The following is a 27,000-nucleotide window of genomic DNA, read 5'->3' as shown; positions in this document are numbered from 1 at the left end:
GCCCGGCCGCGTCATGCCTCGTCGGCGCTACCCCCGCGACTCCTCACTCGTCGCGTCCCGGCACAGCAACCGCAGCGAGCCGTCGCCCGCGAAACACCGCCGCGCCTCGTCGATCGGATCCCACAGGCGGCCGTCCGGCGTCCGGACCCAGTGGTCACCGCCGCTCGCCCACCACTCGGCACCGGCCTGACGGACGATGACCTCACCGGCGTACGCCCCGAGCCCGCGCAGTATGTTCTCCGCGGCGGCGTACGGCGTGCCCTCCCGGCGCAGGTCGTCGATCATCCGGTCGGCACGCCACAGGGACGGCGCGGAGTAGTCGAGCCGCAGCCGCGCTCCCTCACGCAGGGTCGCCACCGCGTCCGCCGCCCACCGCACCGGCTTCGCCGCGGCCGAGGGCCTGTTCTCGGGGGTCGCCCCCGCCTGGGTCGTCGTCACAGTCTGGGTCGTCACACTCGGAAAAGCGCCCCGCGGCAACGATTCGTCACCCGTTTCCGACCACTGCCCGCAACCGGCGCAGGACCGCCCCAACGCGCCCTCAGGACAGCCACAGGATCCTTGCGCCAGGGCGGGTTTACGATCCCGGATCCGGGGCTCAGGCAGCTTGCCGGGCCCTCCGGGGCCTAGCGCGCCAACCTCGGCGTCACGCGGACCCCGACACCCTCGCGGGACAGTCACAAGTCCCTTCCGGCGACCGGATGACGCCCCGGGCCCCGGGACTCAGCCCTGCCGGACCCTCCGGGGGCCAAGCCCGCAGACCTCAGCGCCACGCCGCCCCTGAGCCACCAGACACACAGCCCACAGGACCCCGCGACACCCTCTCGGACACCCTCGGCGCCACGCCACCCCCGAGCCACCCAGCACACCGCCCACACGGCCCCCGCGACACCCTCTCGGGCACGCTCGGCACCACGCCGCCCCCGAGCGACCCAGCACACCGCCCACACGGGTCCCCGACACGCTCCCAGGACAGGCACACGTCCCTTCGCAGGGGTCCGGCGCCTCAGGCCTGCCGGGCCCGGCGGGACACCACCGCGCGCAGGACCCGGCGGCCCTCCGTCGAGATCTCCAGGGCGCGGCGCAGGCCGGCCGTGCCGTGTTCGGTGAGGAGTTCCAGGACGGTGATCTGGCGGCGCAGTTCGGCGGCGACGAGCGGGGACATGGCCTCCGTACCGCCCTCGCGGCGCGTGTCGACGGAGGCCGCGCCGTCCTCCGCGGGGTCGAGCAGGCGGTGGACCTGCAGGGACGCCACCGAGCAGCCGTCGGCCCACACCCGCGCCTCGGCGCCGGAGCGCATGGCCGGGGCGGCGGCCAGCATCCGCCGGACCAGCAACGCGGCCTCGTCCTCGGCATCCTCCGCGTCCATGACGTCCGCGACGCCCAACTGCCCGCGCGCCTTGTCCAGCAGCGCACCCCACTCGCCGGCGTCGCCGTTGTCCGCCAGGTTCGCCCACAGCGGCCGCAGCACCTCGTCGTCGCCGCCCAGCAGAGGCACGCACCGATCCAAACAAGCCAGCGCGCTGACGGCCAGCCCCCGCTCGTCGGCCTGCGCGATCAGTTCCACCAGGCTCATCCACGCCTCCCGTCCCGGGGCGCCATCCCTTACGGAGCCCGCACTTCCCCTTACTGCGCGCCATACTGCCGTACTGTCACACCCGCACGACACCGAGTGGTCGAAGGAACTGGAAGAACAGCTTTCGGCCAACGGGTCAGCGCCCCTCGGCCCTTCGCACCCGCAGCCGCTAGCAGGGCTCAGTCGAGCTGATCCGCCAGTGTGCGGAACTCCGCCCAGGAAAGCTCCGGTTCACCCGCGTCCCACAGCTTCTGGACGGTCGCCCGCAGCGGCATCCGTATCCCCGCCGCGACCTGGGCCTGCGTCTGGGAGTTCGCGAGGTCGCACCACACCGCGAAGGAACCGCCGAGTATCTGCCCGTCGTAGCGCGCCGCGACCGGCTGCGTCCCGCGCAGCACCCGGGGCGTCCACTGCTCGTATATCCGCTGCCCCGTCGGATAGACGAAGGTCTGCGGCTGACCGAGGACGTAGTACAGGAACTCGTCGTTGTAGTTGATGACCTGGCGCCCCGCCCTCAGGTACTCGACCGGCCGGCGCGCCCCGATCTCCTTGCCCGTCCAGTAGGCGACCTGGATGTCCTGGTCGGGCTGCACGGACGTACCGGTGTAGAAACCGTCGTTCCAGGCGCGCGGGGTGCGGTCGTGGGCGCGGACGGTGGCGGCGCGGTCGTTGAGCCAGCCGGTGGCGAGGTCGGCGACGGTCCCGCCGGAGCCGTACTCCTCGCGCGCGGCGGCCGCGAGCCGCGGGTACGAGGCCTCCGGGTCGGACGCCATGAGCGCCCGGTACTCGTCGCCGCCGAGGTGCCACTGGTTGCCGGGGAAGAGACCGGCGTACTCGTCGAGCAGCTCGTCGACGATCTTCGCGGCCGCCGGATCGGAGATGTCCACGGCCCCGGTGGCCGCGGTCCCCTGCGCATTGCGCAACTGCAGATCGGGATGCGCGGCGATCACCGCCCCCAGATGCCCCGGCGAGTCGATCTCCGGTACGACGGTGATGTGCCGGCTCTCGGCCAGCTGGACGATCCGCCGGACCTCCGCCTTGGTCAGATGCTGCCGCGACACGACTTCGGGATGCGAGTCGGACTCGATACGAAAGCCCTGGTCGTCGGAGAAGTGCAGCCCCAGCTCGTTGAACTTCAGGTCGCCCAGCTCCCGCACCCGGTCCTCGATCCAGTCGGCCGTGAAGTGCTTGCGGGCGATGTCCAGCATCAGCCCGCGTCGCTGCTTGGCGGGCCCGTCCCGCACGACCCCCTCCGGTGCCGTACCGCCACCGCGCACGGTCTGCTTCAGCGTGCGCGTCCCGTAGAAGACCCCCGCCTCACCGGCCGCGCTGATGCTGACCCGCCCGCCGCGGACGGTCATGGTGTACGACTCCTGGTTCGCGCCCGCCGCCCCGCTCAGCGCCAGCCGCAGATCCCCCGCCTTCGTGTCCCCCTTCTCGCCCGCGTACGTGAGCCCCAGCTCACCGGCTATCAGCCGCCCCTCGTCGGCCAGCCCGGCGTCGTTCACCACGACCCGCTGCCCCCGCTCGGGACGCCAGCCGGGACCGCGCGCCGGGGAGTGGTCGCGCACGGCCGGAATGGTGCGCGGGGCCGTCGACAGGGGGTACGAGCGGGTGGGCGTCGGGGTCGGCGCGGCCGCCGCCGCGGGGTCGGACGGGCTCGCGGACGTGACGCCCGGCGCCCGGGCCGCCGTACCGGCCGGCCCGGCACCGTCACCCCCGGACCACAGCCCCAGGCCCAACCCGGTCAGCACGACCGCGGCGACGACCACCGCGATCAGCAACCGCCTCTGCCTCACGCTCCGCGCCGCCCGGCGCCTGTGCTGGCTCACCCAGCCAACGTACGACCCCGAGCGTCCACCGCGCGTCCTCAAACTCTCCCGTCCGGGTGAAATTCAGGCATCCCTCGGACACGCCGTGACCACTCTCGATAACGTGACGGGCACATCTCTCACAGCATCCCCTGCCGACACACGTGACGCCCACGAGGACCCACGCTGCCTGCGCACCGTCTCCCAGACCTCCCCGGCCGTACCGCCATACCGGTGGAGCACTTCAACACCGCCCCCGCCGAAAACCTGCGGCACATGCTGCTGAGCTGCCTCCACAGCCTCCGCTGGGCCCGGCGGGTCGCCGACCACCGCCCGTACCCGGACGCGGACGCGCTGCTGGCGGCGGCGGACGAGGCAGCGTACGACCTGACATCGGCAGATTTGGCGGAGGCCCTGGCCGCCGAGTGCCTGCCCTCCCTCCCGGCGGACACGTACTCCGCCGCCCATACGGCCCTGAGCGCGGCGCACGCGGCATACGAGGCCAGATTCGGGCATGTGTTCGTCATCTGCCTGGACGACGCACCCTCGGACGAGCTCCTCGACCGCCTCCTGGCAGCCATCCGGTCACGATTGACAAACGATCCGGAGGAGGAACGGGCCATAGCGGCAGAAGAACTCCGCCGCCTTGCAAGAGGACGGCTGGTGAACGCCCTGAGGAGCGCTGGGCTGTAACGATGTGCGGCTCCGCCGCGTGGGCGTGACCAGCCACAACACACCCGCACCCGGCACATAACAGCACACTCCACCCCCAATAGCCCGATCGACTGCCAGTTTGATCACATCCCCAGACCCCGGCTCAGCCCAGCGGCAGCGCGTCGCTACGATGCTGGGGGCCGGTGGACCGTACCCGGCCGGGCCCGTCCGACACCGAAGCCGGCAGGCCCCAGTCCCCGCTCCCGGAGGGTTCTTCCGTGCCGGCTGGAACGCTGTACCGCGGCCGGGAAGGAATGTGGTCCTGGGTGGCTCACCGAGTCACCGGCGTCCTCATCTTCTTCTTCCTGTTCGTTCACGTGCTGGACACCGCTCTCGTCCGTGTCTCCCCCGAGGCCTACGACGAGGTCGTTGCCACCTACAAGACGCCGCTCGTCGCCGTGCTGGAGTACGGCCTCGTCGCCGCCATCCTCTTCCACGCGCTCAACGGCCTGCGCGTCGTCGCCGTCGACTTCTGGTCGAAGGGCGCGCGCTACCAGAAGCACATGCTCTGGACCGTCATGGCCGTCTGGGTCGTGCTGATGCTCGGGGCGATCTACCCCGTCCTCGGCCACGCCGCTCGTGAAGTCTTCGGGAGCTGACGCGCATGTCCACCACTGAGAGCACCGCTTCCGGTATCGGCCCCGTCGAGGGCGCCTCCGTCTACACGGTCGACAACCCGGCGCCGCTGATCGAGCCGCCGCGCAAGCGCACCAAGAAGACCCCGAAGACCACACGCGGCAACTTCGAGATGGCCGCCTGGCTGTTCATGCGGCTGTCCGGCATCGTGCTGGTCGTCCTGGTCATCGGCCACCTGCTGATCCAGCTCGTGCTGGACGGCGGCGTCTCCAAGATCGGCTTCGCCTTCGTGGCCGGCCGCTGGGCGTCCCCGTTCTGGCAGGTCTGGGACCTGCTGATGCTGTGGCTGGCGATGCTGCACGGCGCCAACGGGCTGCGCACGATCATCAACGACTACGCGGAACGCGCGAACACGCGCCTGTGGCTGAAGGGCCTGCTGTACACCGCCACGGTGTTCACCATCCTGCTGGGCACGCTGGTGATCTTCACCTTCGACCCGAACATCCGCTAGGCACGGGGCTGAGGTACTCCTGATGAAGATCCACAAGTACGACACCGTCATCGTCGGCGCCGGTGGCGCGGGCATGCGCGCCGCCATCGAGGCGACCAAGCGCAGCCGCACCGCCGTGCTGACCAAGCTCTACCCGACCCGCTCCCACACGGGCGCCGCGCAGGGCGGCATGGCCGCGGCGCTGGCCAACGTGGAGGAGGACAACTGGGAGTGGCACACCTTCGACACGGTCAAGGGCGGTGACTACCTGGTCGACCAGGACGCCGCCGAGATCCTGGCGAAGGAGGCCATCGACTCGGTCCTCGACCTGGAGAAGATGGGCCTGCCGTTCAACCGGACCCCGAACGGCACGATCGACCAGCGCCGCTTCGGCGGGCACAGCCGGAACCACGGCGAGGCCCCGGTCCGCCGCTCCTGCTACGCCGCCGACCGCACCGGCCACATGATCCTCCAGACGCTGTACCAGAACTGCGTCAAAGAGGGTGTGGAGTTCTTCAACGAGTTCTACGTCCTCGACCAGCTGATCACCGAGGTCGACGGCGTCAAGCGCTCGGCCGGTGTCGTGGCGTACGAGCTGGCGACCGGTGAGGTCCACGTCTTCCAGGCGAAGGCCGTGATCTACGCGTCCGGCGGCTGCGGCAAGTTCTTCAAGGTGACGTCGAACGCGCACACGCTGACCGGTGACGGCCAGGCGGCGGTCTACCGGCGGGGCATCCCGCTGGAGGACATGGAGTTCTTCCAGTTCCACCCGACCGGCATCTGGCGCATGGGCATCCTGCTGACGGAGGGCGCCCGCGGTGAGGGCGGCATCCTGCGCAACAAGGACGGCGAGCGCTTCATGGAGAAGTACGCGCCGGTGATGAAGGACCTGGCGTCCCGTGACGTCGTGTCCCGCTCCATCTACACCGAGATCCGTGAGGGCCGCGGCTGCGGCCCCGAGGGTGACCACGTCTACCTGGACCTCACCCACCTGCCGCCGGAGCAGTTGGACGCCAAGCTCCCGGACATCACCGAGTTCGCCCGCACCTACCTGGGCATCGAGCCGTACACGGACCCGATCCCGATCCAGCCGACCGCGCACTACGCGATGGGCGGCATCCCGACCAACGTCGAGGGTGAGGTCCTGGCGGACAACACCACCGTCGTCCCGGGCCTGTACGCCGCCGGCGAGGTCGCCTGCGTGTCCGTGCACGGCGCCAACCGCCTCGGCACCAACTCGCTGCTGGACATCAACGTCTTCGGCAAGCGGGCGGGCATCGCCGCGGCGGAGTACGCGCAGAAGGCGGGCTTCGTCGAGCTGCCGGAGAACCCGGAGTCCTTCGTTCTGGAGCAGATCGAGCGGCTGCGGACGTCGACGGGCAACGAGCGGGTGGCCACCCTGCGGCGCGAACTGCAGGAGACCATGGACGCCAACGTCATGGTGTTCCGCACCGAGCAGACCATCAAGACGGCGGTGGAGAAGATCGCCGAGCTGCGCGAGCGGTACAGGAACGTGGCGATCCAGGACAAGGGCAAGCGGTTCAACACGGACCTGCTGGAGGCCATCGAGCTGGGCAACCTGCTCGACCTGGCCGAGGTCATGGCGGTGTCCGCGCTGGCCCGCAAGGAGTCCCGCGGCGGTCACTACCGCGAGGACTACCCCAACCGCGACGACGTCAACTTCATGCGCCACACCATGGCGTACCGCGAGGTCGGCGCCGACGGGTCCGAAACCGTCCGTCTCGACTACAAGCCGGTCGTCCAGACCCGCTACCAGCCGATGGAGCGTAAGTACTGATGGCTACCCCCGTTCTGGACAAGGTCGAAGCGGACTCCGCCGCCTCGCCTTACATCACCGTCACCTTCCGGATCCGCCGCTTCAACCCGGAGGTCTCGGCGGACGCGACCTGGGAAGACTTCCAGCTGGAGATCGACCCCAAGGAGCGTGTCCTCGACGGTCTGCACAAGATCAAGTGGGACCTGGACGGCACCCTGACGTTCCGTCGCTCCTGCGCGCACGGCATCTGCGGCTCGGACGCCATGCGGATCAACGGCAAAAACCGTCTCGCCTGCAAGACCCTGATCAAGGACATCAACCCCGAGAAGCCGATCACGGTCGAGGCCATAAAGGGCCTGACGGTCCTGAAGGACCTGGTCGTGGACATGGAGCCGTTCTTCCAGGCGTACCGGGACGTGATGCCCTTCCTGATCACGAAGGACACCAACGAGCCGACGCGTGAGCGTCTGCAGTCCGCCGAGGACCGGGAGCGGTTCGACGACACGACGAAGTGCATCCTGTGCGCGGCCTGCACCTCCTCGTGCCCGGTGTTCTGGAACGACGGGCAGTACTTCGGCCCGGCGGCGATCGTCAACGCCCACCGGTTCATCTTCGACTCGCGTGACGAGGCCGGTGAGCAGCGTCTGGAGATCCTCAACGACCGCGACGGCGTGTGGCGCTGCCGCACGACGTTCAACTGCACGGACGCCTGCCCGCGCGGTATCGAGGTCACCAAGGCGATCGCGGAGGTGAAGCGGGCGCTGATCACGCGCCGCTTCTGACCTCCTGCTCGCTCCGTCCCGCTCCGTGCGGTGAGGGCCCCGTCTGCCGGTGACGCACCGGAGGCGGGGCCCGGCGCGTCTACGGCTGGTGCACATCGGTGAACCTCGTCGACGATCGTCACGACTGCCATGCCGACGACAGTACGGGCCGCCACTGACAATGCCGGGGTTCGGCCACTCACCGCCCTACCCTGACGGCATGTCAGATGACGAGTCGTACGAGCTGCTCGGTTTCGACAACGTGCTGTTGCCCGTCGGGAACCTCGGTGAGGCCGTGGCGTTCTACGAGCGGGCCGGGTTCACGACGGGGTTCCGGCTCGACGAGGCCGGGATCGCGTTGCTGAAGGTCGGGGGTGAGACGCCCGGGCTTCTGCTGCGCCAGGAGGAGGAGTTCGGACACCGCCCGCCGCCGTGGCCGTCCCCGCGGGTGTGGGTGGAGGTGCCGGACGCGCGGGCGGCGGCCGAGGCGCTGACCGCCGCGGGGATCCCGCTGCTCGACGAGCCGAGTCCCGTGGCGACCGGGTGGGCCGTCGAGATCGCCGATCCCTGGGGGAACGTCCTCGGGTTCACGGACTACGGCAAACGGCCGGAGTTGGGCCGAAGACCCTGACGCGAGGTGCCCGCACATCCGCCTTGAACGTGTTCAAACAGGGCCCTGACCGTCTGGGTGGCCCGTACGCTCAGCCGCAACGGGTGGATCCTCCTGGCCGACGTACTGCACGGCAACGAGAAGCCGGCCGACGCCGTCAACCACCTGCTGGTGGTCGGCTTCTACCTGGTCAACCTCGGCTTCGTCGCGCTGTACCTGAGCGGCGACGGGACCATCGCCCACGCGCGGCGTCTTCGAGGCGCTGTCGACGAAGCCGGGCGTGGTCCTGCTGGTGCTCGGGGTGATGCACCTGGGCAACGTGTACGGGCTCAACCGGATCCGGCGGCGCGGGGCGATGGAGCGGGAGCAGCTGCCGCCGGTCCCGCCGCAGGACTGGGTCGCTCCGGCGGCCGGGGCGTGAGCACCGTGGGGACCGCGGCCGCGGAGGGGGGCCGGGGCGGGAGCACCGCAACGGTCCCGGAGGGGGGCCGGGGCGCGGTGCGCGTCCCGGTTCGCCGGCTGACCGTGCTGTACGACGCCGAGTGCGCCCTGTGCGCCTTCCTGCGCGACTGGCTGGTACGGCAGCGGCAGCTGGTGCCGCTGGACCTGGTACCGGCCGGTTCCGCCGAGGCCCGTCGGCGCTTTCCCGGCCTCGACCACCGCGCCACCCTCGACGAGATCACCGTCGTCGGGGACGGCGGCCAGGTGTATCAGGGCGCCGCCGCCTGGATCGTGACACTGTGGGCGCTGCGCGAGCACAGGGGACTCGCGCATCGCCTCAGCACCCCGGCCGGGATGCGGGTCGCCAGGAAGGCCGCGCCTGCCGCCGCGAAGTGGCGCGACGGGCAGTGGGGCGGGCAGGCGCACCGCCGCGCGGAAGGGTGGACGTACGAGCCGGACCTGGGCTGGATGTACGTCCCATCGGGCTGCGCGGGCGGCGCCTGTCCCACTGACTAGGCTCTCTCCGTGTCCGAGGACGCCAAGAAGCCGCAGAACGTGCCCACCAAGTCCGAACAGACCCGTGCGCTGATCCTGGAGACGGCGATGCGGCTGTTCCGGGAGCGTGGGTACGACAAGACCACCATGCGGGCCATCGCGCAGGAGGCCGGGTCTCCGTCGGCAACGCGTACTACTACTTCGCCGGGAAGGAGCTCCTGATCCAGGGCTTCTACGACCGGATCGCCGCCGAGCACCGGGCGGCGGTCCGGGAGGTGCTGGACCGGGAGACCGACCTGGAGGCACGGCTCGCGGGCGTCCTCAGGGCCTGGCTGGACGTGGCGAAGCCGTACCACGAGTTCGCGGTGCAGTTCTTCAAGAACGCCGCCGATCCCGACAGCCCGCTCAGTCCGTTCTCCCCGGAGTCGGAGCACGCGCGCGTGGAGGCGATCAGCGTCCACAGGGAGGTGCTGGCGGGTTCGGAGGCGAAGGTCCCCCAGGAGCTGCGGGACGTGCTGCCGGAGCTGATGTGGCTGTCCCAGATGGGCCTCGTGCTCTATTGGATCTTCGACAGGACCGAGGGGCGCGAGCGGAGCTACCGGCTGGCCGAGCGGGGGGCGCGGCTCACCGCGCGGGGGGTGGCGCTGGCCCGGTTCCGGGTGCTGCGGCCGCTTGTGCTGGAGGTGCATGAGCTGTTCACGGACTTCTTGCCGGGGATGACGCGGGTGTTGCCGGATCCGGCAGTCAAGGGGCGGGGGGAGTGATCCACTTTGGGGTGAAGCGTCCGTCACGGGACACCATGCATCAGGGCTGCCTACGATGATGCTCTCGACACCAGCCCACGGGAGGCACGTGATGTCCGCAGCAGCTGTTGAGCGGCCCTTCGGTGCTCGGCCGCTAACGGTCCTGGCCGACGAGATCATGGAGCGACGTCCGGGCTATCGCGTCGAGATCATCGGAGGCCAGATCCTCGTGACCCCGTCCCCGGACGCCCCCCATGCACGGGCCTTGGACCGGCTGAGGGACCCCTTCGCCGAGGCTGGGCTGGCCGGAAGCGAGACCGAAGTCCTGCAGAACATCAGCATCTGGCTCCCCGATGGTCCCGAGGACTACGCCACACCTGACCTGTCCGTGGTGGATGCTGACATCGACGGCTACTACGTCGAGAACAACGCTTACGACCCCGTCGCCTTCCGGTTGGTTCTGGAGGTGACCTCCAGCAACTGGAAAATCGATCTCCAGACCAAGGTCACCGCTTATGCCAACGCCAAGGTCCCGGTCTACGTCATCGTCGACCGCAAGCACCAGCGCCTCCACGTCCTTACCGACCCCGCCGAGGACGAGTACGCGAACCACCGCGTCCACGCCCCAGGCGAGATCGTCACGCTCCCTGAATCCATCGGCGCCAAGGTCACCCTCGATGTCGAGAAGATCCTGAAAGCCGGACAGCGGACAGCGGACAGCTAGTTGACCACGTCCACCTCCCCCTCGGCCACCTCCACGTCGTACACCAACGGCCCCTCCTCCACGACCACATGCCGTGCCCGGGAGCCCAGCCCGCTCGCCGTCGCCGCCAGCAGATACGCCCCCGGCCCCGGCACCGCCACGATGTACGAGCCGTCCGCCAGGGACGTCACCCGGTCGAGCTGACGGCCGCCTCGCGACAGCAGCGTCACCGCCGCCCCCTCCACCGGCTCACCGTCCGCCGTGCGGATGAAGCCGTGGATCACCGACGAAGGCCCTTCAGGCACCGTCTCCACCGGCTCCTCCTTCGGCTCCACCGCCAGATGCGGCAACCGCTTCTCCAGCCCCGCCGGCAGCCACCAGTTGGCCCGCCCCAGCAGATGCATCGCCGCCGGCACCAGCGCCGTACGCAAAATGAACGCGTCCAGCGCGACCGCCGCCGCCAGGCCGATGCCCGCCATCGCGCCCTCCAGGTCGCCGCTCAGGACGAAGGCGCTGAACACGCAGATCATGATCAACGCCGCGCAGTTGATGACCCGGCTGGTCTCCGCGAGCCCCACCCGGACCGCCCGCGCGTTGTCCTTCGTGTGCACCCACTCCTCGTGCATCCGGCTCACCAGGAACACCTGGTAGTCCATCGACAGGCCGAACAGCAGCGACAGCATGATGACCGGCAGGAACGCCGTGATCGGGCCCTCCTTGCCGATGCCGAGCAGCTCCGTGCCCCAGCCCCACTGGAAGACCGCCACCAGGACACCGAACGACGCGGCCGCCGCGATCAGGTTCATCACCGCCGCCGTCAGCGGGACCACCAGCGAGCGGAAGGCCACCAGGAGCAGCAGGAAGCCGAGCGCGATGATCGTCGCGATGAAGTACGGCAGCCGGTCGCCCGTCACCGACGCGAAGTCCTTGAAGACCGCCGTCACGCCTCCCACGTGGGCCTCGGCGCCGGACGCCGGGATCACCTCGTCGCGCAGTACGTCGATCAGCCGGTCCGTCTCCTCGGACTGCGGTGAGGTCGTCGGCACCACCTGGATCACCGTGACGTCGTTCGCGGGCGGTACGGCGGCCACCTGGGCGACGCCCTCGGTGGACTCGATGCGTGAGACGAGCGAGTCGGGGGCCTGGCCGTCGACCACGACCTGGAGCGGGCCGTTGAAGCCGGGGCCGAAGCCCTCGGCGAGCAGGTCGTAGGCCTGCCGGGTGGTCGTCGTGTCCTGGTGGTTGCCCTGGTCGGTGGCGCCCAGCCGGATGGACAGGACGGGGAGGGACAGCACCACCATGACCGCGAGCGCGAGTGCCGCGATCGAGCGCGGGCGCCTTTGGACGTACGACGACCAGCGCGCCGCAAGCCCGCTCGCCTCCTCCGGCTCCGGTCCCGTGTGGGCCAGCCGGTGCCGCTGCCGGCGGCTGAGCACCCGCGTGCCGAGCAGGCCCAGCAGCGCGGGCAGCAGCGTGACGGCGGCGAGGACGCTGAACACGACGGTGAGGGAGGTCGCGATGACCACACCGTCCAGGAAGCGCAGGTTCATCACCAGCATGCCGGCCAGCGCGATGCAGACCGTGCCGCCCGCGAACAGCACCGCGCGGCCGGAGGTGTTGAGGGCGGTGACGGCCGCCTCCTCCGGCTTCGTACCGCGCAGGATGCCCCGCCGGTGCCGGGTGACGATGAACAGCGCGTAGTCGATGCCGACGCCGAGGCCGATCAGCGAGCCCAGCAGCGGGGCCACGTCGGGCACGTTCGTGACATGGCTGAGCAGCATCGTCGTGAGCATGCCGGTGCCCACCCCGAAGATCGCCACGACGATCGGCAGCAGCATCGCGAACAGCGAGCCGAAGGCCAGGAACAGCACGATCGCCGCCGCCACGATGCCGACCAGCTCGGCCGTGCCGGTGGGCGGCTCCTGAGTGCGGGCGATCGCCTGGCCGCCCAACTCGACCTGGAGCCCGTCGCGTTCGGCCGCCTGCGCGGTGTCCACGACCTCCTCGATCAGCTCCATGGGGATGGCGTTCGCCTGCTCGGTGAAGGTGATCTGGGCGTACGCGATCCGCCCGTCCCGGCTGATCTGCGCCGCGCCCCGCTCACCGGCGTACGGGCCGGCGACCTCGCCGACGCCCTCCATCCGGCCGATCTCGGCCAGCGCGGGCTCGATCCGGGACCGTACGTCCGCGTCCCGCACCGAGCTCTCGTCGACCTTCCACACCACCGTGTCGGTGTCGCCGGCGCTCTCCGGGAAGGCCTTCGCCATCAGGTCGTACGCGCGTTTGGAGTCAGTGTTCGGCAGGGAGAAGACGTTCGCGTAGTCCGTGCCCGCCGTCGTCGCCGTGAAGCCCAGTCCGAACAGCGCCCCCACCCACAGCACCAGGACCACCAGCCGGTGCCGATAGCACCACCGTGCCAATGTCGCCACGCTCAACGCTCCTTCATCGCAAGTCGGTTGGTCCCCCAGGTCCTTGCGCAACAGGATTGGTGGCGGCACACGCGCGTGGACACGGCCCGGCCATGACTCTCAAGGAACTCCAAAGCGAACCGGGCCCCGTTGTCAGTGCCCGCGCCGATACTGGGGGCATGACGACGGCTCCCGGCACCGTGCTGGTCGTGGAGGACGAGGTGAGCATCGCCGACGTCCTCGCGATCGCCCTGCGCTACCACCGTTTCGAGGTCATGACCGCGGGCACGGTCCGCGAGGCGCTCACCCTGGCCGAGCGCACCCGGCCCGACGCGGCGCTGCTCGACGTCATGCTCCCGGACGGCGACGGCCGGGCGCTGGGCCGGGAACTGCGCGAGCGCCGCCCGGACCTGGCGCTGGTCTTCCTCACCGCGCGCGACTCCCCCGCGGAGATCGTCGGCGCCCTCGGCTTCGGCGACGACTACATCACCAAGCCGTTCAACATCGACGAGGTGATCGCCCGGGTCACCGCGGTGCTGCGCCGCACCCGCCCCGCCGACGTCCTGCCCCAGCGGCCGCCCCTGCGGTACGGCGACATGGAGCTGGACGAGACGACGTACTGCGTCCACCGCGCGGGCAAGTCGGTCGAGCTGACCCCGACGGAGTACGCGCTGCTGCGCTTCCTGGTGCGCAACGGCGGCCGGATCGTGCCCAAGGAGCAACTGCTGCGGCACGTCTGGCAGTACGAGCACGTGCCGCCCGAGTCGACCGTCGTGGAGACCTACATCAGCTATCTGCGGCGCAAGCTGGACACCCTGGGACCGCCGGTGATCACCACCCGGCGCGGCGTCGGGTACGGGCTGGCATGAGGCGGCGGACGTGGCGCTGGGAGCGCGGCCCGCGCTCCCTGCGCGGCAAGCTGACGCTGACGAACGTGCTGCTGCTGGCCCTCGGTGTCGTCGTGGCGACCTGCGTCAGTGTGATGGGCATGCGGCTCTATCTGCTCGACGCCGTCGACCGGGAGCTGATGCTGTCCCGGGACTCGATCGGCGACGCGCCGCTGACCTTCGAGCAGGCCGACTCGATGGCCGCACTGTTCGCCCTCAGCGAAAGGCTGTCTCCCGACTCCGCGGGCGCCGAGGCCGACTCACTGGTGCAGGGCTCGGTCTTCGTGGCCGTGGACCGCGGCGGGCAGGCCAGGACCATCGGCGGTCTCGTCCCGACCGACACGCAGCGCGCCCTGGCCGCCGCAGTGGACGACCCGGCGGCCCTCGCCGCCGACACCGAACCGCACGACGTCGAGGTGCGGGACGACCAGTACCGCGTCACCGCCGGGCGGCTCGCCGACGGCACGACCGTGCTGCTCGCCACCTCCACCGAACCGCTGCGCCAGGTCGTCGCCCGGGCCGTCAAGCTCGACCTCGCCGCCGGCACGCTGCTGCTGGCCATGCTGGCCTGGCTGACGATGTTCAGCGTGCGCCGCCGGACCCAGCCCCTGGAGGACATGGTCGAGACGTCGACGGCCATCGCCGAAGGCGACCTCACCCGGCGCGTGCCGTCCAGCCGTGAGGCCACCCTGGAGGTCGAGCAGCTGCGGCTCGCCCTCAACTCCATGCTCCACCAGGTGGAGTCGGCGTACCGCACGCGCGAGCGCAGCGCGGCCCAGCTGCGCCGCTTCGTCGCCGACGCCTCGCACGAACTGCGCACCCCGCTGTCCGCGATACGCGGCTACCTCCAGCTCTACGACCAGGGCATGCTGCGCGACCCGGCCGACCGCAAACGCGCCTGGGAGCGGGTGCTCACGGAGGCAGACCGCATGGGCCGCCTCGTCGACGAACTCCTCACCCTGGCCCGTCTCGACCAACAGCCCGAACTGCGCTTCCGCAACGTCGACGTGAGCCGTCTGGTGCGCGAGGCGGCCGAGGACCTGCGCGTCCAGCAGCCGGAGCGGCCCCTGTCCGTCCGTGCCGACGGCTCGGTGCTGGTGCACGCCGACGAGTCCGGGCTGCGCCAGGTCCTCGGCAACCTGCTGGCCAACGTGCGCATCCACACGCCCGCCGACGTGCCGGTGCGGCTCGGGGTGGAACGGGAGGGCGACGGGGTGGTGCGGCTGTGTGTCGCGGACGACGGGCCCGGGCTGGACGAGCAGGACGCGGCCCGTGTCTTCGACCGCTTCTTCCGCGCGGGAGGCGGCGCGGGCAGCGGGCTGGGGATGGCGATCGTGCAGGGCGTCGTCCAGGCGCACGGGGGTGAGGTGGGCGTGCGTACGGCGCCGGGTGAGGGGCTTGCGGTGACGGTGACCTTGCCGGTGCGGGCGCCGGTGCGGGCGTAGGCCTGGGCCGACGGAGGGCGTACGGCCTACATCTCGGCGTGCATGAGGGCCCACACCGTCTTCCCGTGGCTGCCCCGGCTCCACACGCCCCAGGCCGCGGCGATGTGTTCCACCAGGTGCAGGCCTCTGCCCGCCTCCTCGTCGTCGACCGGCCGCAGGCTGGGTATGTGGCGGTCCTCGTCGGAGACCTCGACGAGGCAGGAGCCGTCGGCCAGCGCGGTCACCGCGACCTCGAAGTCGGCCTCGGTCCGCGGCCCGTGGCGTACGACGTTGGTGGCGAGCTCGGACACCAGCAGCACGGCGTCGGTCAGCGACGGGGCGTCCGGCCCGTGTCCCCAGTCGGTCAGATGGTCCCGCACCCGGCGCCGCGCGAGACCGACGGAGGCCGGGTGCAGGGGCAGCCGGAAGGCGTAGCGTCTCACCACGTTCGCTCCTCACCGCGCGCACACCTTCCACACATGGTGCTGTGTCGGAGCGCTGTCCGGCGGGACTTGGGCGGATCCGGTGGTTGCACATCGCCTGCGACGGCCCTACGCCTGGGGCGACGCCAGCTCGATCACCGTGATGTCGGAGGGGGCGCCCACGCGCGTGGGCGGTCCCCAGGCGCCCGCGCCGCGGCTGACGTACAGCTGGGTGTCGCCGTAGCGCTCCAGGCCCGCGACGGTCGGGTTCGCGGCCGCCGCGAGCAGGTTGCCGGGCCACAGTTGGCCGCCGTGGGTGTGGCCGGAGAGCTGGAGGTCCACATTGTGCTTGACGGCCTCGTGGATCTGGACCGGCTGGTGGGCGAGGAGCACGCACGCGCGCGTGGCGTCGCGGTCGCCGAGCGCCCTGGCGTAATCCGGGCCCTGGCCCTCGCTCTCGCCCGAGACGTCGTTGACGCCCGCCAGGTCGAACAACGGGAGTTCCGTACGCGCGTTCTCCAGCGGGCGCAGGCCCAGCCGCCGTACCTGCTCGACCCACTGCTCGGCGCCGGAGAAGTACTCGTGGTTGCCGGTGACGAAGTACGCGCCGTGCCGGGCGCGCAGCTGCGCCAGGGGCGCGGCCGCGGGGCCCAGGTCCTGCACGCTGCCGTCGACCAGGTCGCCGACCACGGCGATCAGGTCGGGCTGCGTGGAGTTGATGGTGTCGACGACCTTCTGGGCGAAGCCCCGGCCGAGGACCGGGCCCAGATGGATGTCGCTGACCACCGCGATCCGGAAACCGTGCCCCGCGCGCGGGAGCTTGGCCAGCGGGACGGTGACGCGCTTCACTGCGGGGCCGTTCAGGACGCCGTACGTGCCGACGCCGACCGTGCCGACGGCCGCCGTGGCGGCGGCGCCCGCGATGACGCGGGAGACGAACAGGCGGCGGGAGGGGGACCGCGGTTCCTCCGCGGGGGTGGGTGCCTCTGCCTCCGGGACCTCCGGGAACGCGGCGTCCTCGGGGGCCTCGGTGGAGACGGCCTCCTTGGGCGGTGCGCCCGCCGGTATCGGCTCCGGCCGCGGTACGTCGGCGGCGGCCGGCGCCCGCTTCCGCGCGTCCCGGCGTTCGAGGAAACGCCGGAGCAGGGGTCGTACCACCTCACCCGCGACCACGGCGAGCAGCAGATAGATCGACAGCGCGAGCCACAGGAAGCCCGGCCAGGCCAGGGCCTGCTGGAGCCAGAAGGGGGCGCCCGCGCGTTCGGCGACCAGGGCGCCGATCGCGAGCACCCAGCCGCCCCCGATCAGCACCGCGCCGGCACGGCGCAGCGCGCCCGCGCGTCGGGTCGTGTCGCGGAAGAGGCGGCGCCACAGATACCAGTTCGCCACCACGAGGACGCTCACGACGACGAGCAGGAAGACGATCACCATGCTGCTGTTCTCTCCTTGTCCGGGGTTCGGAGCGCTATGACTTGCGGCGCAGGGCGCGCAGTCCGCGCAACCCAATGACCCCGATGACCGTCCCCAATACGAGGGAGACGACGGCGAGCAGCAGATGCACCCAGAAGTACGCCGTCGGCTGACCGTCCTCGAACGCCAGCCCGCTGCTGTCCTTGATCAGGTTGTTGACGAAAGTGACCCAGATGACCCAGCTCCACACCCCGAAGGCGAGCAGGAACCAGGAGATCGGGCGGCTGAGTTTCATGCGTTCAGTATCGCCGCCGGGTGTCCGGTTCGTGCGCCGGGGTGACGAGCGCGGCGGGACTTCCGGGGACCGTACATGTACGTTCTCGCTCGTGCCCGCACCCATGAAGACCGCCCGGCGATCCCTGTTGCTCGCTTCCGCGACCCTGTTGTCCCTGTCGCTGACCGCGCCCGCCGCCTTCGCGGCGCCCCGCCCGTCGCCGACTTCCACGCCGAGCCCGTCGGCCACTCCCCCGGCGAACATGTCGACCGTGGGCGGCGCGCGGCTGGGCCGTCCGGGGACGCAGGTGAACCTGGCGAGCGGGGTCCCGGTGCTGCCCAAGGACGTCACCGCGCGGTCGTGGATCATCGCCGACGCCGAGTCCGGCGAGGTGCTCGCCGCGCACAACGCGCACTGGCGGCTGGCCCCGGCGAGCACCCTGAAGATGCTGTTCGCGGACACGCTGCTGCCGAAGTTCCCCAAGACGGCGACCCGGAAGGTGGCCCCCTCCGACCTGGCGGGCATCGGTTCCGGCTCCAGCATGGTCGGCATAAAGGAGAACGAGACGTACACCGTCCACGACCTGTGGCTCGGTGTCTTCCTGCGCTCCGGCAACGACGCCGTGCACGTGCTGTCCGCGATGAACAAGGGCGTCGAGAACACCGTCAAGGAGATGAACCAGCACGCCGAGGAGCTCCAGGCCCTCGACACGCACGTGGTCAGCCCCGACGGCTACGACGCCCCCGGCCAGGTCTCCTCCGCGTACGACCTGACGCTGATCGCCCGCTCCGGGCTGCAGAAGAAGGACTTCCGCGAGTACTGCTCGACGGTGACCGCGAAGTTCCCGGGCGAGACGACGAAGAACAAGAAGGGCAAGACGGTCCGGAAGTCCTTCGAGATCCAGAACACCAACCGGCTGCTGACCGGCGACTACGACATCTCCCAGTACCAGGGCATCGCGGGCGTCAAGAACGGCAACACCACCAACGCGGGCGCCACCTTCACCGGCGTCGCCGAGCGGGGCGGCAAGGTGCTGCTGGTCACCGTGATGAACCCGGAGAAGGACGAGCACAACGAGGTCTACAAGGAGACCGCGCGGCTGTTCGACTGGGGCTTCAAGGCGGCCGGGAAGGTGCAGCCGGTGGGTGAGCTGGTGCCGCCGAAGGGCGCGACCGTCGCCCAGCCCGGCGCCACCGCCTCAGGCAAGGCGAACGCCGCCGGCGGCTCCGGCGAGGCGGGCGGGGGCGTCGGGACCGGCGGGGAGTCGGCCAAGCCCGTGGCGAGCGCGACGACCGCGAGCGGCTCCAGCGGCATCGGCATCGCCCTCGCCATCACGGGCGGGCTGCTGGCGCTGCTCGCGGGCGGGGCGTTCCTGGTGAACCGGCGGTGGCCGCTGCACAGGCGGTGACCACGCCCCTGTGCCTGGTGCGTCGCCGGGGGCTGCTGCTCAGCCCCCACCTGCCGCCGCCGTATCCGGTACGTCGTCGTCCCCGTCGGCCTCCGCCCGCTCGGTCTCCTTGCTCGGCGTCGCCGTCCAGGCCGCGCAGAACAGGACCAGCTTCGAGGTGAAGTTGATCCACAGCAGCAGGGCGACGGGGACGCCGAACGCGCCGTACATGCTCTTCGCGGCCACGCCCTGCATATAGCCGCTCAGCAGCAGCTTCAGCAGTTCGAAGCCGACCGCGCCCACCAGCGCGCCCACGATCAGCCGCCGCCGGGTGGGCTCGACACCGGGCAGCAGTGTGAGGACGTACAGCAGGAGCAGGAAGGCGGCGAGTACGGCGACGGCGAAGGCGGCGACGCGCAGCAGCAGGCTGCCCCAGCCGTGTTCGTCGAGGCCCAGTCGGCCCGCGATCCAGCCGACCGCGGCCGAGGCGACGGCGGACGCGGCGAGGGTGACGAGCAGCGCGCCGCCCAGCCCCAGCAGAACGCCCGCGTCCTTGGCCTTGCGCAGGACGGGGTTCTCCTCGTCGTCCGGCAGCTCCCACACCGCGCGCAGACAGCCGCGCATCGAGCCGACCCAGCCGATGCCGGTGAACAGCAGCAGGGCGCCGGCGATGATCCCGACGGTGCCGGCGTTGTCGACCAGGGAACCGATGTTCAGCTGGTCGGAGATGCCGGGGATCTGCTCGCCGATCCTGTCCTGGATCTCCTTCTGCTGCTCGGCGCTGAGGGTGGCGGCGGTGATCGCGGCGCCCAGGGTGAGCAGCGGGAACAGCGCGACGAAGCTGGTGAACGTCATCGCGGCGGCCAGTCGTGTCCACTTCACGCGGTCCAGCCGCTCGTACGACCGCCACGCGTGTGTGGCCATCAGCCGGGTGGCCAGGGGGCCGATGACGGGGAGCTTTTTCAGCCAGTCCATGATCCGAGCCTGCCCTCCGCTTCACCGCCGATCCGTCCGACGCGTCCGTCGGCCGCCCGGTCGATGCCGAACACCAATGTCCTTCTGCCCCAGAACCGAAGGGTTGTGTCCGACGCCATGCCGATTCCCGTGCCGGAGGCGGTGTCGAGGTTCGCCGTTGAGGACGACGGCGTACCAGGTGGAGGGGGGCGAGGTCGGTGAGGTGCGCGAGGAGGCCGACGGCGACGAAGGCGAGCGGTGCGCGGGGGCCGGGGCGGCGACGACCAGGGCGTTCTTGACCCACTGCTTGGGGCGGGCGGTTCTGAGCAGGGCCGCGGAGAGGGCGGCGCCCACCGCCTGGCGTGGAGTGGGGGCCGCCTCGACGTGCCGGTGGTCCATGGGGACTCACTGTTCACGTCAACCCCGTGGCAGATCCAGCAATATGGAGCGACATCCCATTAATCACCCGTTCCGGGGAGCTGACGGATGTTTCAGAATCAATACGACACATAGGGCGTTACGGTCACCCCCATGCCTGCCGAGACAGCGCCCCCCACCACCATCGCCCGCGTCGCCGGGTGGGGCCGCACCCGCTCCCACCACCGCCCGGGTGATCCGCCCTCGGACGTACCAGGAGGCCGTGACCGCCGTCCGGGACTGCGGGGCTCGCGGCGACATCGCGAGGGGCCTGGGGCGGGCGTACGGGGACGCTGCGCAGGACGCCGGCGGGACGGTGCTCGACATGGCGGGCCTGGACCGGATCCACGCCATCGACGTCGTCGGCGGGACCGTCCTGTGCGACGCGGGCGTCTCCCTGCACCGCCTGATGGAAGTGCTGCTGCCGCTCGGCTGGTTCGTGCCCGTGACGCCCGGCACGCGGCACGTCACGGTCGGCGGGGCGATCGGTGCGGACATCCACGGCAAGAACCACCACGTCGCGGGCTCCTTCGCCCAGCACGTACCGTCCCTGGTCGCCCCCAGCCGACCTCGTAGCCCGCCCCACGTCGCCCCCCAGGCGACCACACAGCCCCGTCCCCACGTCGCCTCCCCCAGCCGACCACCCAGCCCCGTCCCACCCTCACTACCCAACCGACCGCCCAGCCCGCTCCACCTCACCGCCAACCGACCACCCAGCCCGCCCCCACGTCGCCCCAACCCACCCCCATAGCCCGCCCTCTCCAGGAGCTGTCATGAAGGACGCCTTCGGTCTCCCCCAGTCCCTCCTCGTCCTCGGCGGCACGTCCGAGATCGCACTGGCCACCGCCCGCCGCCTGATCGTCCGCCGTACGCGCACGGTGTGGCTGGCCGGACGCCCCTCGCCCGCCCTGGAGCGGGCAGCCGACGGCCTGCGCGCCCTGGGTGCCGAGGTGCACACCGTCGCCTTCGACGCGCTCGACCCCGAGTCCCACGAGGCGGTGCTCGGCAAGGTCTTCGCGGAGGGCGACATCGACATGGTGCTGCTCGCGTTCGGGATCCTCGGCAACCAGGCGCACGACGAGCGCGAGCCGGTGAGCGCGGTGCGCGTCGCGCAGACCAACTACACGGGAGCGGTCTCGGCGGGCCTGGTCAGCGCCCGCGCGTTGCAGGCCCAGGGACACGGCTCCCTGGTCGTGTTGTCCTCGGTCGCCGCCGAACGCGCCCGCCGCGCGAACTTCATCTACGGCTCCAGCAAGGCGGGCCTCGACACGTTCGCCCAGGGCCTGGGCGACGCGCTGCACGGAACGGGCGTACACGTCATGGTCGTACGCCCCGGATTCGTCCGCTCGAAGATGACCACCGGCTTGGCGGAAGCCCCTCTCGCGACCACCCCTGAAGCGGTCGCGACCGCCATCGAACTGGGCCTGCGCCGCCGCTCCGAGACGGTGTGGGTACCCGGATCGCTCCGTCTGGTGATGGCGGCGCTCCGACACGTCCCGCGCGGAGTGTTCCGGCGGCTGCCGGTGTAACGGGCTAACGGCTGGGAATGGTGCCCCGCTCCACATGCCCCGCCTGCGGAGGCACCACCGCACCGCCGAACGCGAACTCCCGGAGCTTGCGCCACACGCCGTCGGGGCCCTGTTCGTAGAGCGCGAAGCCGGTGCAGGCCCACTCGGCCTGGTAGTCGGCGAGTTCCTCGAAGGCGCGGTCCATGGCCGCCTCGTCGATGCCGTGGGCGACGGTGACGTGCGGGTGGTACGGGAACTGCAGTTCGCGGGCCACGGGGCCGGAGCCGTCCCGGACCTGCTTCTGCAGCCACGTGCAGGCCTCGGCGCCCTCGACGACCTGGACGTACACGACCGGCGAGAGTGGCCGGAAGGTCCCGGTGCCGGACAGCCGCATCACGAAGGGGCGCCCGGCGGCGGCGACCTCGGCGAGGTGCGCCTCGATCGCGGGCAGCTCCGAGTCGTCGACCTCCGTCGGCGGCAGCAGGGTGACATGTGTGGGGATGCCGTGAGCCGCGGCGTCGCCGAAGCCCGCGCGCCGCTGCTGGAGCAGGCTGCCGTGCGGCTCCGGGACCGCGATCGACACACCGATCGTTACGGTCCCCACGTGGTCTCCTGTCGTCGAGTCGGGTACGGGTCTCAAGCAGGCACGGGTGGCCGCGGTTGCGGCCGTCCGGCTATCGACTGTACGGCTCCGGCTGTACCGTCGGCAGGCGCAGCCGCAGTGATGTGCAGCGCTGTGCGGGAGTACGGGGGTACGCCCCGGGGTCGCGGGTGTACGACCCGGGGGTACGGGCGTACGGCCGGGCTCAGTGCTTGGCCGGCAGGAAGCCCACCCTGTCGTAGGCCTGTGCCAGGGTCTCCGCGGCGACGGCGCGCGCCTTCTCCGCGCCCTTGGCCAGGATCGAGTCCAGCGTCTCCGGGTCGTCGAGGTACTGGTTGGTCCGCTCCCGGAACGGCGTCACGAACTCGACCATGACGTCGGCGAGGTCCGTCTTGAGCGCACCGTAGCCCTTGCCGGCGTACTTCTCCTCCAGCTCCGCGATTCCCGCCCCGGTGAGGGTCGAGTAGATGGAGAGGAGGTTGCTGACGCCCGGCTTGGCCTCGGGATCGAAGCGGATCACGGTGTCCGTGTCGGTGACGGCGCTCTTGACCTTCTTCGCCGTGGCCCTGGGCTCGTCGAGGAGGTTGACCAGGCCCTTCGGCGTGGACGCCGACTTGCTCATCTTGATCGACGGGTCCTGAAGGTCGTAGATCTTGGCCGTCTCCTTGAGGATGTACGGCTTCGGGACCGTGAACGTCTGGCCGAAGCGGCCGTTGAAGCGCTCGGCGAGGTCGCGGGTGAGCTCGATGTGCTGGCGCTGGTCCTCGCCGACGGGGACCTCGTTGGCCTGGTACAGGAGGATGTCCGCGACCTGCAGGATCGGATACGTGAACAGGCCGACGGAGGCCCGGTCCGCGCCCTGCTTGGCGGACTTGTCCTTGAACTGGGTCATGCGGGAGGCCTCGCCGAAGCCGGTGAGGCAGTTCATGACCCAGGCGAGCTGGGCGTGCTCGGGGACGTGGCTCTGGACGAACAGCGTGCAGCGGTCGGGGTCGAGTCCGGCCGCGAGCAACTGGGCGGCGGCGAGCCGGGTGTTGGCGCGCAGGTCCTCGGGGTCCTGCGGGACCGTGATCGCGTGCAGGTCGACGACCATGTAGAACGCGTCGTGGGTCTCCTGCAGGGCCACCCACTGGCGGACGGCGCCGAGGTAGTTGCCGAGGTGGAACGAGCCTGCGGTGGGCTGGATTCCGGAGAGCACGCGGGGTCGGTCAGAGGCCATGTTCACCATTCTCTCAGAGCTCGGGGACCGCTCGGGGACCGCTCCGGAACTGATCCGGAACAGGTGGGAACCGAATCGCCTTCCGCGGTGTAACAAGAGTGTGAGGACGCGGGAGGGGGGCCGCATCGTCGATGAGGCCGCGGTGATCGCACGCGTACGCGCCGGAGAGCCGGAGGCGTACGCGGAGCTGGTGCGGGCCCATACGGGCATCGCCCTGCGGGCGGCCGCGGCGCTCGGGGCCGGTGCGGACGCGGAGGACGTGGTGCAGCAGGCCTTCGTCAAGGCCTACTGCGCGCTGGGCCGGTTCAAGGACGGCTCGGCGTTCCGGCCGTGGCTGCTGTCGATCGTCGCCAATGAGACGAGGAACACAGTGCGGACGGCGGCGCGCCAGCGCACGCTCGTCGGCCGCGAGGCGGCGTTCGCCGAGGCGGAGCCGTTGATACCGGAGTCGGCCGACCCCGCGGTCGCGACGCTGGAGACGGAGCGCCGCGCGGCCCTGATGGCCGCCCTGGAGAAGCTGAGCGAGGAGCACCGCCTGGTCGTCACCTACCGCTTTCTGCTGGAGATGGACGAGTCCGAGACCGCCCAGGCGCTGGGCTGGCCCCGGGGGACGGTGAAGTCCCGGCTCAATCGAGCCCTGCGGAAGCTGGGCCGCTTGCTGCCGGACTTCCGGCCTCGGGAAGGAGGTGATGAGCGTGGGTGACATGTCCTACGACGGTCAGGACGGCACCGGCCGTGACCGCGACGGCGCCGACCGGCTGCCGGAGGAGCTGCGGGCGCTCGGGCGGTCCCTGGACCCGCCCGGGGGCGGGTCCGAGTCGATGGTCGAGCGGGTGCTGGAGCAGATACTGGCCATGGAGGCCTCGCCCACGCCCTCAGGGCAGCGGGGGACGGTGCTCGTCCCGGCCGCCGAGCCGCCGGGCCCCGGCGAGCGGCTGCGGGCGGTGCGGAGCTGGACGCGGGCACGCTGGCGTTCACTGACGGCGGCGCTGTGCGGGCTGCTGACGGTGCTCGCGCTGACGCCCCCGGTGCGGGCCGCGGTCTTCGACTGGTTCGGCTTCGGCGGGGTCGAGGTGCGGTACGACCCGTCGTCGGCGCCCTCCCCCGGCGCCGAGGTGCCCGGCTGTGGCCGGTCGCTCTCCCTCGGGCAGGCCGCTCGGCGGGCGGGCTTCGAGCCTCTGGTGCCGGATGCGCTGGGCACGCCCGACGCGGTGACGGTGGCGGGTATGCCCAAGGGGCGGTCCCTGGTGAGCCTGTGCTGGAGCGAGCGGGGGCGCACGATACGGCTGGACCAGTACGCGGCCGGCCTCGACACGGCCTTCGTGAAGACGGTACGCGAGCAGCCGCAGTGGCTGACGCCGGACCCCGACACCCCGGCCGGGGACGTACCTGATCCGGCCCTGTGGTTCCCGCGCCCGCACCTGCTGAGCTTCTGGCTGGTGGACGCGGACGGGGTCCGCTTCACCCGCGAGGAGCGCACAGCTGGGCCCACCCTGCTGTGGGCCCAGGAGACGTCCGGCGGGGATGTGACGCTCCGGCTGGAGGGGGTGGCGGCGAAGGAGCGGGCGCTGGAGGTGGCGCGCTCGCTTGAGGAGGGCCAGGGCGTGTCCGGCGGTGGACGAGGGGCTGGGGCGGCCTCGGAGGCGCCGTGAGCCTCGTCGGCGCCCACCAGTACGGCCTGAGACGAATCTGAAGATCTTCCGAATCCATGGCGCGAGGTGGGAACCGGCTTGGGCCGGGCGGTGTACCAGAAGTGACACGCGGCTCGGCGGACGGGCCGCACGGGGATCGCCCGGTGGGGGTTGGGATGCTCAGGCACGTGAGGCGGCGGAAGGCCAGGGGACGTGAACTGGCAGGAGTGACGGCTGCGTTGGCGGCGGCGCTCGCCCTTCTCATAGGGGTCGCGCCGTCGGCGTCGGCGGGCGGGCCGACGAGCGTGCTCGTGACCTCACCGGAGAGTGCGGAGGCGGACGCGCTGTACTACTCCGACCGGGAGTACGGGGAGCTCCAGCACCTGCTGGACCAGTCCGGCGCCGGCTCGGCGACCAAACCGCCGGAGGCCGATCTGACCCGTGCGCGGCAGACCAACGTCACCTGGCTGCTGCACGACATCACTCCCTGGCGCCACGACCAGGTCTACGCGTCCTCCGAGGACCAGGACGTCTGGATCCACACGGCGGCGAACGTGCCCGAGTCGCTGAACGGCAGCTGGCACCGCGCCGAGCACCCCACCCGGCTGCGTGCCCTGCTCAAGGAGCTGGGTGTCCTGGGCCCGGCGCCGGACCAGGGGTATCCCGGCATCTTCCCGGAGGCAGGGCAGTCGGAGGACCCCGCGGGCACAGCGAGCGACACCGGCACCGGCACCGGCACCGGCACCGGCGCATCTGGTGGCACCGACACGAGCCCTGCGGGCGACGGGGCCGCCGAGGTGCGGGTCACCGCCTCGGGGGCGGGCCAGGACACCGACTGGTGGTGGGCGATACCGGGGGTGGCCGCCGGAGCGGTGCTGGCGCTGGTCCTGCGTCCTGTCGCGGCGCGGATCCCGTCGGCCCGGCTCCGCCGGGAGCCAGGACCGAGGCAGGAGCTGCGCGACATATGAGAAGGCGATGTGAGGGAGGGGGCAAGTGAGACCGATGGCACTTCGGGGGAGGCGACGAGCGGCGGCATCGCTCGCGCCGGCCGCCGTACTGGCGGTGGCGCTGTCAGGGCTGTCGGCGACCGACGCGGCGGCGCGGTCACCGGGCGGGCGGGATGTGCCCGACCTGGCGCTGGTCATGGCGGGCGGCTCGGGCCGGACGACGGTGCTGCGCTCGGGCGAGCCGCACTTCGCTCGCTTCTGGCAGTTGCTGCAGCCGCTGTATCCGGGGACGGAGCGGGTGTCGGAGGCGTGGGCGGAGGGTCGGCATCCGCCGGTGCGGATCACCGTGATGTGGGGTCTGACCGGCGTCGGGGGCTATCCGCAGACCAGCAGTCCGCCGGGCGGCGATGTCGCCATCGAGCGCCAGGACCAGCTGTTCGTCGCCGAGGACGGCACGCCGTGGGTGCGTACGGACCCGGCGCCGGACGTGGACGACGACGACATCCGCTGGCATCGGGCACCGCGGCCGGTGTTCGAGCGGCTGGACGGGGCGGGGCTGCTGGGCAAGGCTGCGGACGGGACCGAGGGCGCACGGGGGGCGAGGGCGGCCACGGTACCGGGCGTCTGGTGGGCGATACCCGGCGTCGCGGTGGGGCTGATCCTCGGGGCGGGCGGCACGCACCTGATACGCCGCGCGGCGGCCCAGCCGGGAGCCGGACCGCCGCGAGCGGAACCACGTCAGGAGCTGATCGACCTCTGAGCGCCGGTCGACGCCCGCTGAGACGGGCCGGTGAAATCAGCCGTCTCTCAGGGTGAC

At 71.3% G+C, this 27,000-nt stretch carries 26 protein-coding genes and 3 pseudogenes; 19 read left to right on the top strand and 10 right to left on the bottom strand.

What is annotated here, in order from left to right; translation table 11 throughout:
• Positions 1 to 27 precede the first annotated feature (27 nt).
• The 3 genes from KWI83_RS26610 to KWI83_RS26600 all read right to left on the bottom strand — a co-directional run bounded on the left by KWI83_RS26610 (position 28) and on the right by KWI83_RS26600 (position 3,405).
• Positions 28 to 438, bottom strand: a complete 411-nt coding sequence (locus KWI83_RS26610) for a hypothetical protein (protein ID WP_218516910.1) — start codon at positions 436 to 438, stop codon at positions 28 to 30.
• Between the two features lie 565 nt (positions 439 to 1,003).
• Positions 1,004 to 1,573 (bottom strand): hypothetical protein, encoded by a 570-nt coding sequence (locus KWI83_RS26605; protein ID WP_218516909.1) that lies wholly within the window; start codon positions 1,571 to 1,573, stop codon positions 1,004 to 1,006.
• Positions 1,574 to 1,752: 179 nt separating this feature from the next.
• Entirely contained in the window at positions 1,753 to 3,405 is a 1,653-nt protein-coding gene (locus KWI83_RS26600; protein WP_218516908.1) for a glycoside hydrolase family 20 protein, read from the bottom strand.
• Between the two features lie 213 nt (positions 3,406 to 3,618).
• On the opposite strand from KWI83_RS26600, the gene KWI83_RS26595 reads away from it, so the two are divergent.
• From KWI83_RS26595 to KWI83_RS26550, 10 genes and pseudogenes are all read left to right on the top strand, one after another.
• Positions 3,619 to 4,077, top strand: a complete 459-nt coding sequence (locus tag KWI83_RS26595) for a 2-oxo-4-hydroxy-4-carboxy-5-ureidoimidazoline decarboxylase (RefSeq protein ID WP_374106385.1) — start codon at positions 3,619 to 3,621, stop codon at positions 4,075 to 4,077.
• Positions 4,078 to 4,316: 239 nt separating this feature from the next.
• Positions 4,317 to 4,697 carry a succinate dehydrogenase, cytochrome b556 subunit gene (sdhC, locus tag KWI83_RS26590; RefSeq protein WP_218516907.1) on the top strand — a complete coding sequence of 127 codons (381 nt, stop codon included), beginning with the start codon at positions 4,317 to 4,319 and terminating at the stop codon, positions 4,695 to 4,697.
• A gap of 5 nt (positions 4,698 to 4,702) precedes the next feature.
• Complete coding sequence (locus KWI83_RS26585) at positions 4,703 to 5,185, top strand: succinate dehydrogenase hydrophobic membrane anchor subunit (protein WP_218516906.1); 483 nt, start codon at positions 4,703 to 4,705, stop codon at positions 5,183 to 5,185.
• A 22-nt stretch (positions 5,186 to 5,207) separates the two neighbouring features.
• Positions 5,208 to 6,962, top strand: coding sequence for a succinate dehydrogenase flavoprotein subunit (sdhA, locus tag KWI83_RS26580; RefSeq protein WP_218516905.1), 1,755 nt, complete (start codon positions 5,208 to 5,210; stop codon positions 6,960 to 6,962).
• Positions 6,962 to 7,723: a succinate dehydrogenase iron-sulfur subunit gene (locus KWI83_RS26575; protein ID WP_218516904.1), complete on the top strand. Its 762-nt coding sequence runs from the start codon at positions 6,962 to 6,964 to the stop codon at positions 7,721 to 7,723. The genes sdhA and KWI83_RS26575 overlap by 1 nt, the downstream gene beginning before the upstream one ends.
• Before the next feature lie 199 nt (positions 7,724 to 7,922).
• The gene (locus KWI83_RS26570) at positions 7,923 to 8,333 is read left to right on the top strand and encodes a VOC family protein (RefSeq protein ID WP_218516903.1); all 411 of its coding nucleotides are present in this window, start codon (positions 7,923 to 7,925) and stop codon (positions 8,331 to 8,333) included.
• Between the two features lie 45 nt (positions 8,334 to 8,378).
• Positions 8,379 to 8,733: pseudogene (locus tag KWI83_RS26565) on the top strand (hypothetical protein).
• A gap of 77 nt (positions 8,734 to 8,810) precedes the next feature.
• Complete coding sequence (locus tag KWI83_RS26560; protein WP_218516902.1) at positions 8,811 to 9,269, top strand: DCC1-like thiol-disulfide oxidoreductase family protein; 459 nt, start codon at positions 8,811 to 8,813, stop codon at positions 9,267 to 9,269.
• An 87-nt stretch (positions 9,270 to 9,356) separates the two neighbouring features.
• Positions 9,357 to 10,012, top strand: a pseudogene (locus KWI83_RS26555) (TetR/AcrR family transcriptional regulator).
• Between the two features lie 91 nt (positions 10,013 to 10,103).
• Positions 10,104 to 10,715, top strand: a complete 612-nt coding sequence (locus KWI83_RS26550) for a Uma2 family endonuclease (RefSeq protein ID WP_218516901.1) — start codon at positions 10,104 to 10,106, stop codon at positions 10,713 to 10,715.
• On the opposite strand, the gene KWI83_RS26545 is transcribed toward KWI83_RS26550, so the two are convergent.
• A complete protein-coding gene (locus KWI83_RS26545) occupies positions 10,712 to 13,114 on the bottom strand; it encodes an MMPL family transporter (RefSeq protein ID WP_218516976.1) in 2,403 nt (800 codons plus the stop codon). The genes KWI83_RS26550 and KWI83_RS26545 overlap by 4 nt on opposite strands.
• Before the next feature lie 167 nt (positions 13,115 to 13,281).
• Between KWI83_RS26545 and KWI83_RS26540 the strand changes: the two genes are divergently transcribed.
• Positions 13,282 to 13,971, top strand: a complete 690-nt coding sequence (locus KWI83_RS26540; RefSeq protein ID WP_218516900.1) for a response regulator transcription factor — start codon at positions 13,282 to 13,284, stop codon at positions 13,969 to 13,971.
• A complete protein-coding gene (locus KWI83_RS26535) occupies positions 13,968 to 15,434 on the top strand; it encodes a cell wall metabolism sensor histidine kinase WalK (RefSeq protein WP_218516899.1) in 1,467 nt (488 codons plus the stop codon). The genes KWI83_RS26540 and KWI83_RS26535 overlap by 4 nt, the downstream gene beginning before the upstream one ends.
• 26 nt (positions 15,435 to 15,460) lie before the next feature.
• Here the strand turns inward: KWI83_RS26535 and KWI83_RS26530 are convergent, their stop codons facing one another.
• The 3 genes from KWI83_RS26530 to KWI83_RS26520 form a co-directional block, all read right to left on the bottom strand.
• A complete protein-coding gene (locus KWI83_RS26530) occupies positions 15,461 to 15,859 on the bottom strand; it encodes an ATP-binding protein (protein WP_218516898.1) in 399 nt (132 codons plus the stop codon).
• A gap of 105 nt (positions 15,860 to 15,964) precedes the next feature.
• Entirely contained in the window at positions 15,965 to 17,266 is a 1,302-nt protein-coding gene (locus KWI83_RS26525) for a metallophosphoesterase (RefSeq protein WP_218516897.1), read from the bottom strand.
• Between the two features lie 34 nt (positions 17,267 to 17,300).
• Positions 17,301 to 17,540: an SCO4848 family membrane protein gene (locus KWI83_RS26520; protein ID WP_218516896.1), complete on the bottom strand. Its 240-nt coding sequence runs from the start codon at positions 17,538 to 17,540 to the stop codon at positions 17,301 to 17,303.
• Positions 17,541 to 17,631: 91 nt separating this feature from the next.
• On the opposite strand from KWI83_RS26520, the gene KWI83_RS26515 reads away from it, so the two are divergent.
• Positions 17,632 to 18,927, top strand: coding sequence for a D-alanyl-D-alanine carboxypeptidase (locus KWI83_RS26515; RefSeq protein WP_308122194.1), 1,296 nt, complete (start codon positions 17,632 to 17,634; stop codon positions 18,925 to 18,927).
• A 39-nt stretch (positions 18,928 to 18,966) separates the two neighbouring features.
• Here KWI83_RS26515 and KWI83_RS26510 read toward each other — a convergent pair whose 3' ends face one another.
• Positions 18,967 to 19,881, bottom strand: coding sequence for a YihY/virulence factor BrkB family protein (locus tag KWI83_RS26510; RefSeq protein ID WP_218516894.1), 915 nt, complete (start codon positions 19,879 to 19,881; stop codon positions 18,967 to 18,969).
• A 510-nt stretch (positions 19,882 to 20,391) separates the two neighbouring features.
• On the opposite strand from KWI83_RS26510, the pseudogene KWI83_RS26505 reads away from it, so the two are divergent.
• Together KWI83_RS26505 and KWI83_RS26500 are read left to right on the top strand one after the other, a co-directional pair.
• Positions 20,392 to 20,830: pseudogene (locus tag KWI83_RS26505) on the top strand (FAD-dependent oxidoreductase); the annotation flags it as partial.
• A 220-nt stretch (positions 20,831 to 21,050) separates the two neighbouring features.
• Complete coding sequence (locus KWI83_RS26500) at positions 21,051 to 21,806, top strand: decaprenylphospho-beta-D-erythro-pentofuranosid-2-ulose 2-reductase (protein ID WP_218516893.1); 756 nt, start codon at positions 21,051 to 21,053, stop codon at positions 21,804 to 21,806.
• Between the two features lie 4 nt (positions 21,807 to 21,810).
• Here the strand turns inward: KWI83_RS26500 and KWI83_RS26495 are convergent, their stop codons facing one another.
• A complete protein-coding gene (locus tag KWI83_RS26495; RefSeq protein WP_218516892.1) occupies positions 21,811 to 22,389 on the bottom strand; it encodes a 2'-5' RNA ligase family protein in 579 nt (192 codons plus the stop codon).
• Between the two features lie 202 nt (positions 22,390 to 22,591).
• On the bottom strand, positions 22,592 to 23,605 hold the full coding sequence (gene trpS, locus KWI83_RS26490) for a tryptophan--tRNA ligase (RefSeq protein WP_218516891.1): 1,014 nt from the start codon (positions 23,603 to 23,605) through the stop codon (positions 22,592 to 22,594).
• A 142-nt stretch (positions 23,606 to 23,747) separates the two neighbouring features.
• On the opposite strand from trpS, the gene KWI83_RS26485 reads away from it, so the two are divergent.
• From KWI83_RS26485 to KWI83_RS26470, 4 genes are all read left to right on the top strand, one after another.
• A complete protein-coding gene (locus KWI83_RS26485) occupies positions 23,748 to 24,308 on the top strand; it encodes a sigma-70 family RNA polymerase sigma factor (protein WP_308122192.1) in 561 nt (186 codons plus the stop codon).
• Complete coding sequence (locus KWI83_RS26480) at positions 24,295 to 25,257, top strand: hypothetical protein (RefSeq protein ID WP_374106384.1); 963 nt, start codon at positions 24,295 to 24,297, stop codon at positions 25,255 to 25,257. Before KWI83_RS26485 ends, KWI83_RS26480 begins: the two co-directional genes overlap by 14 nt.
• 206 nt (positions 25,258 to 25,463) lie before the next feature.
• A complete protein-coding gene (locus tag KWI83_RS26475) occupies positions 25,464 to 26,204 on the top strand; it encodes a hypothetical protein (RefSeq protein WP_308122191.1) in 741 nt (246 codons plus the stop codon).
• Positions 26,205 to 26,238: 34 nt separating this feature from the next.
• Positions 26,239 to 26,943: a hypothetical protein gene (locus KWI83_RS26470; RefSeq protein WP_256362854.1), complete on the top strand. Its 705-nt coding sequence runs from the start codon at positions 26,239 to 26,241 to the stop codon at positions 26,941 to 26,943.
• Positions 26,944 to 27,000: the final 57 nt, after the last annotated feature.

Origin of the sequence: Streptomyces sp. TRM70350 (genome assembly GCF_019219825.1) — a bacterium.
GTDB lineage: Bacteria > Actinomycetota > Actinomycetes > Streptomycetales > Streptomycetaceae > Streptomyces.
The sequence above is the reverse complement of the archived record's forward strand: the minus strand, read 5'-3'. Positions and strand labels throughout refer to the sequence as shown.

What these genes read in the sequence shown, in the direction of transcription:
- KWI83_RS26605 (WP_218516909.1), bottom strand. Translation starts at nt 1,573, where the DNA reads ATGAGCCTGGTGGAACTGATCGCGCAGGCCGACGAGCGGGGGCTGGCC.
- KWI83_RS26585 (WP_218516906.1), top strand. Translation starts at nt 4,703, where the DNA reads ATGTCCACCACTGAGAGCACCGCTTCCGGTATCGGCCCCGTCGAGGGC.
- sdhA (WP_218516905.1), top strand. Translation starts at nt 5,208, where the DNA reads ATGAAGATCCACAAGTACGACACCGTCATCGTCGGCGCCGGTGGCGCG.
- KWI83_RS26575 (WP_218516904.1), top strand. Translation starts at nt 6,962, where the DNA reads ATGGCTACCCCCGTTCTGGACAAGGTCGAAGCGGACTCCGCCGCCTCG.
- KWI83_RS26570 (WP_218516903.1), top strand. Translation starts at nt 7,923, where the DNA reads ATGTCAGATGACGAGTCGTACGAGCTGCTCGGTTTCGACAACGTGCTG.
- KWI83_RS26550 (WP_218516901.1), top strand. Translation starts at nt 10,104, where the DNA reads ATGTCCGCAGCAGCTGTTGAGCGGCCCTTCGGTGCTCGGCCGCTAACG.
- KWI83_RS26540 (WP_218516900.1), top strand. Translation starts at nt 13,282, where the DNA reads ATGACGACGGCTCCCGGCACCGTGCTGGTCGTGGAGGACGAGGTGAGC.
- KWI83_RS26535 (WP_218516899.1), top strand. Translation starts at nt 13,968, where the DNA reads ATGAGGCGGCGGACGTGGCGCTGGGAGCGCGGCCCGCGCTCCCTGCGC.
- KWI83_RS26525 (WP_218516897.1), bottom strand. Translation starts at nt 17,266, where the DNA reads ATGGTGATCGTCTTCCTGCTCGTCGTCGTGAGCGTCCTCGTGGTGGCG.
- KWI83_RS26520 (WP_218516896.1), bottom strand. Translation starts at nt 17,540, where the DNA reads ATGAAACTCAGCCGCCCGATCTCCTGGTTCCTGCTCGCCTTCGGGGTG.
- KWI83_RS26510 (WP_218516894.1), bottom strand. Translation starts at nt 19,881, where the DNA reads ATGGACTGGCTGAAAAAGCTCCCCGTCATCGGCCCCCTGGCCACCCGG.
- KWI83_RS26500 (WP_218516893.1), top strand. Translation starts at nt 21,051, where the DNA reads ATGAAGGACGCCTTCGGTCTCCCCCAGTCCCTCCTCGTCCTCGGCGGC.
- trpS (WP_218516891.1), bottom strand. Translation starts at nt 23,605, where the DNA reads ATGGCCTCTGACCGACCCCGCGTGCTCTCCGGAATCCAGCCCACCGCA.
- KWI83_RS26480 (WP_374106384.1), top strand. Translation starts at nt 24,295, where the DNA reads ATGAGCGTGGGTGACATGTCCTACGACGGTCAGGACGGCACCGGCCGT.
- KWI83_RS26470 (WP_256362854.1), top strand. Translation starts at nt 26,239, where the DNA reads ATGGCACTTCGGGGGAGGCGACGAGCGGCGGCATCGCTCGCGCCGGCC.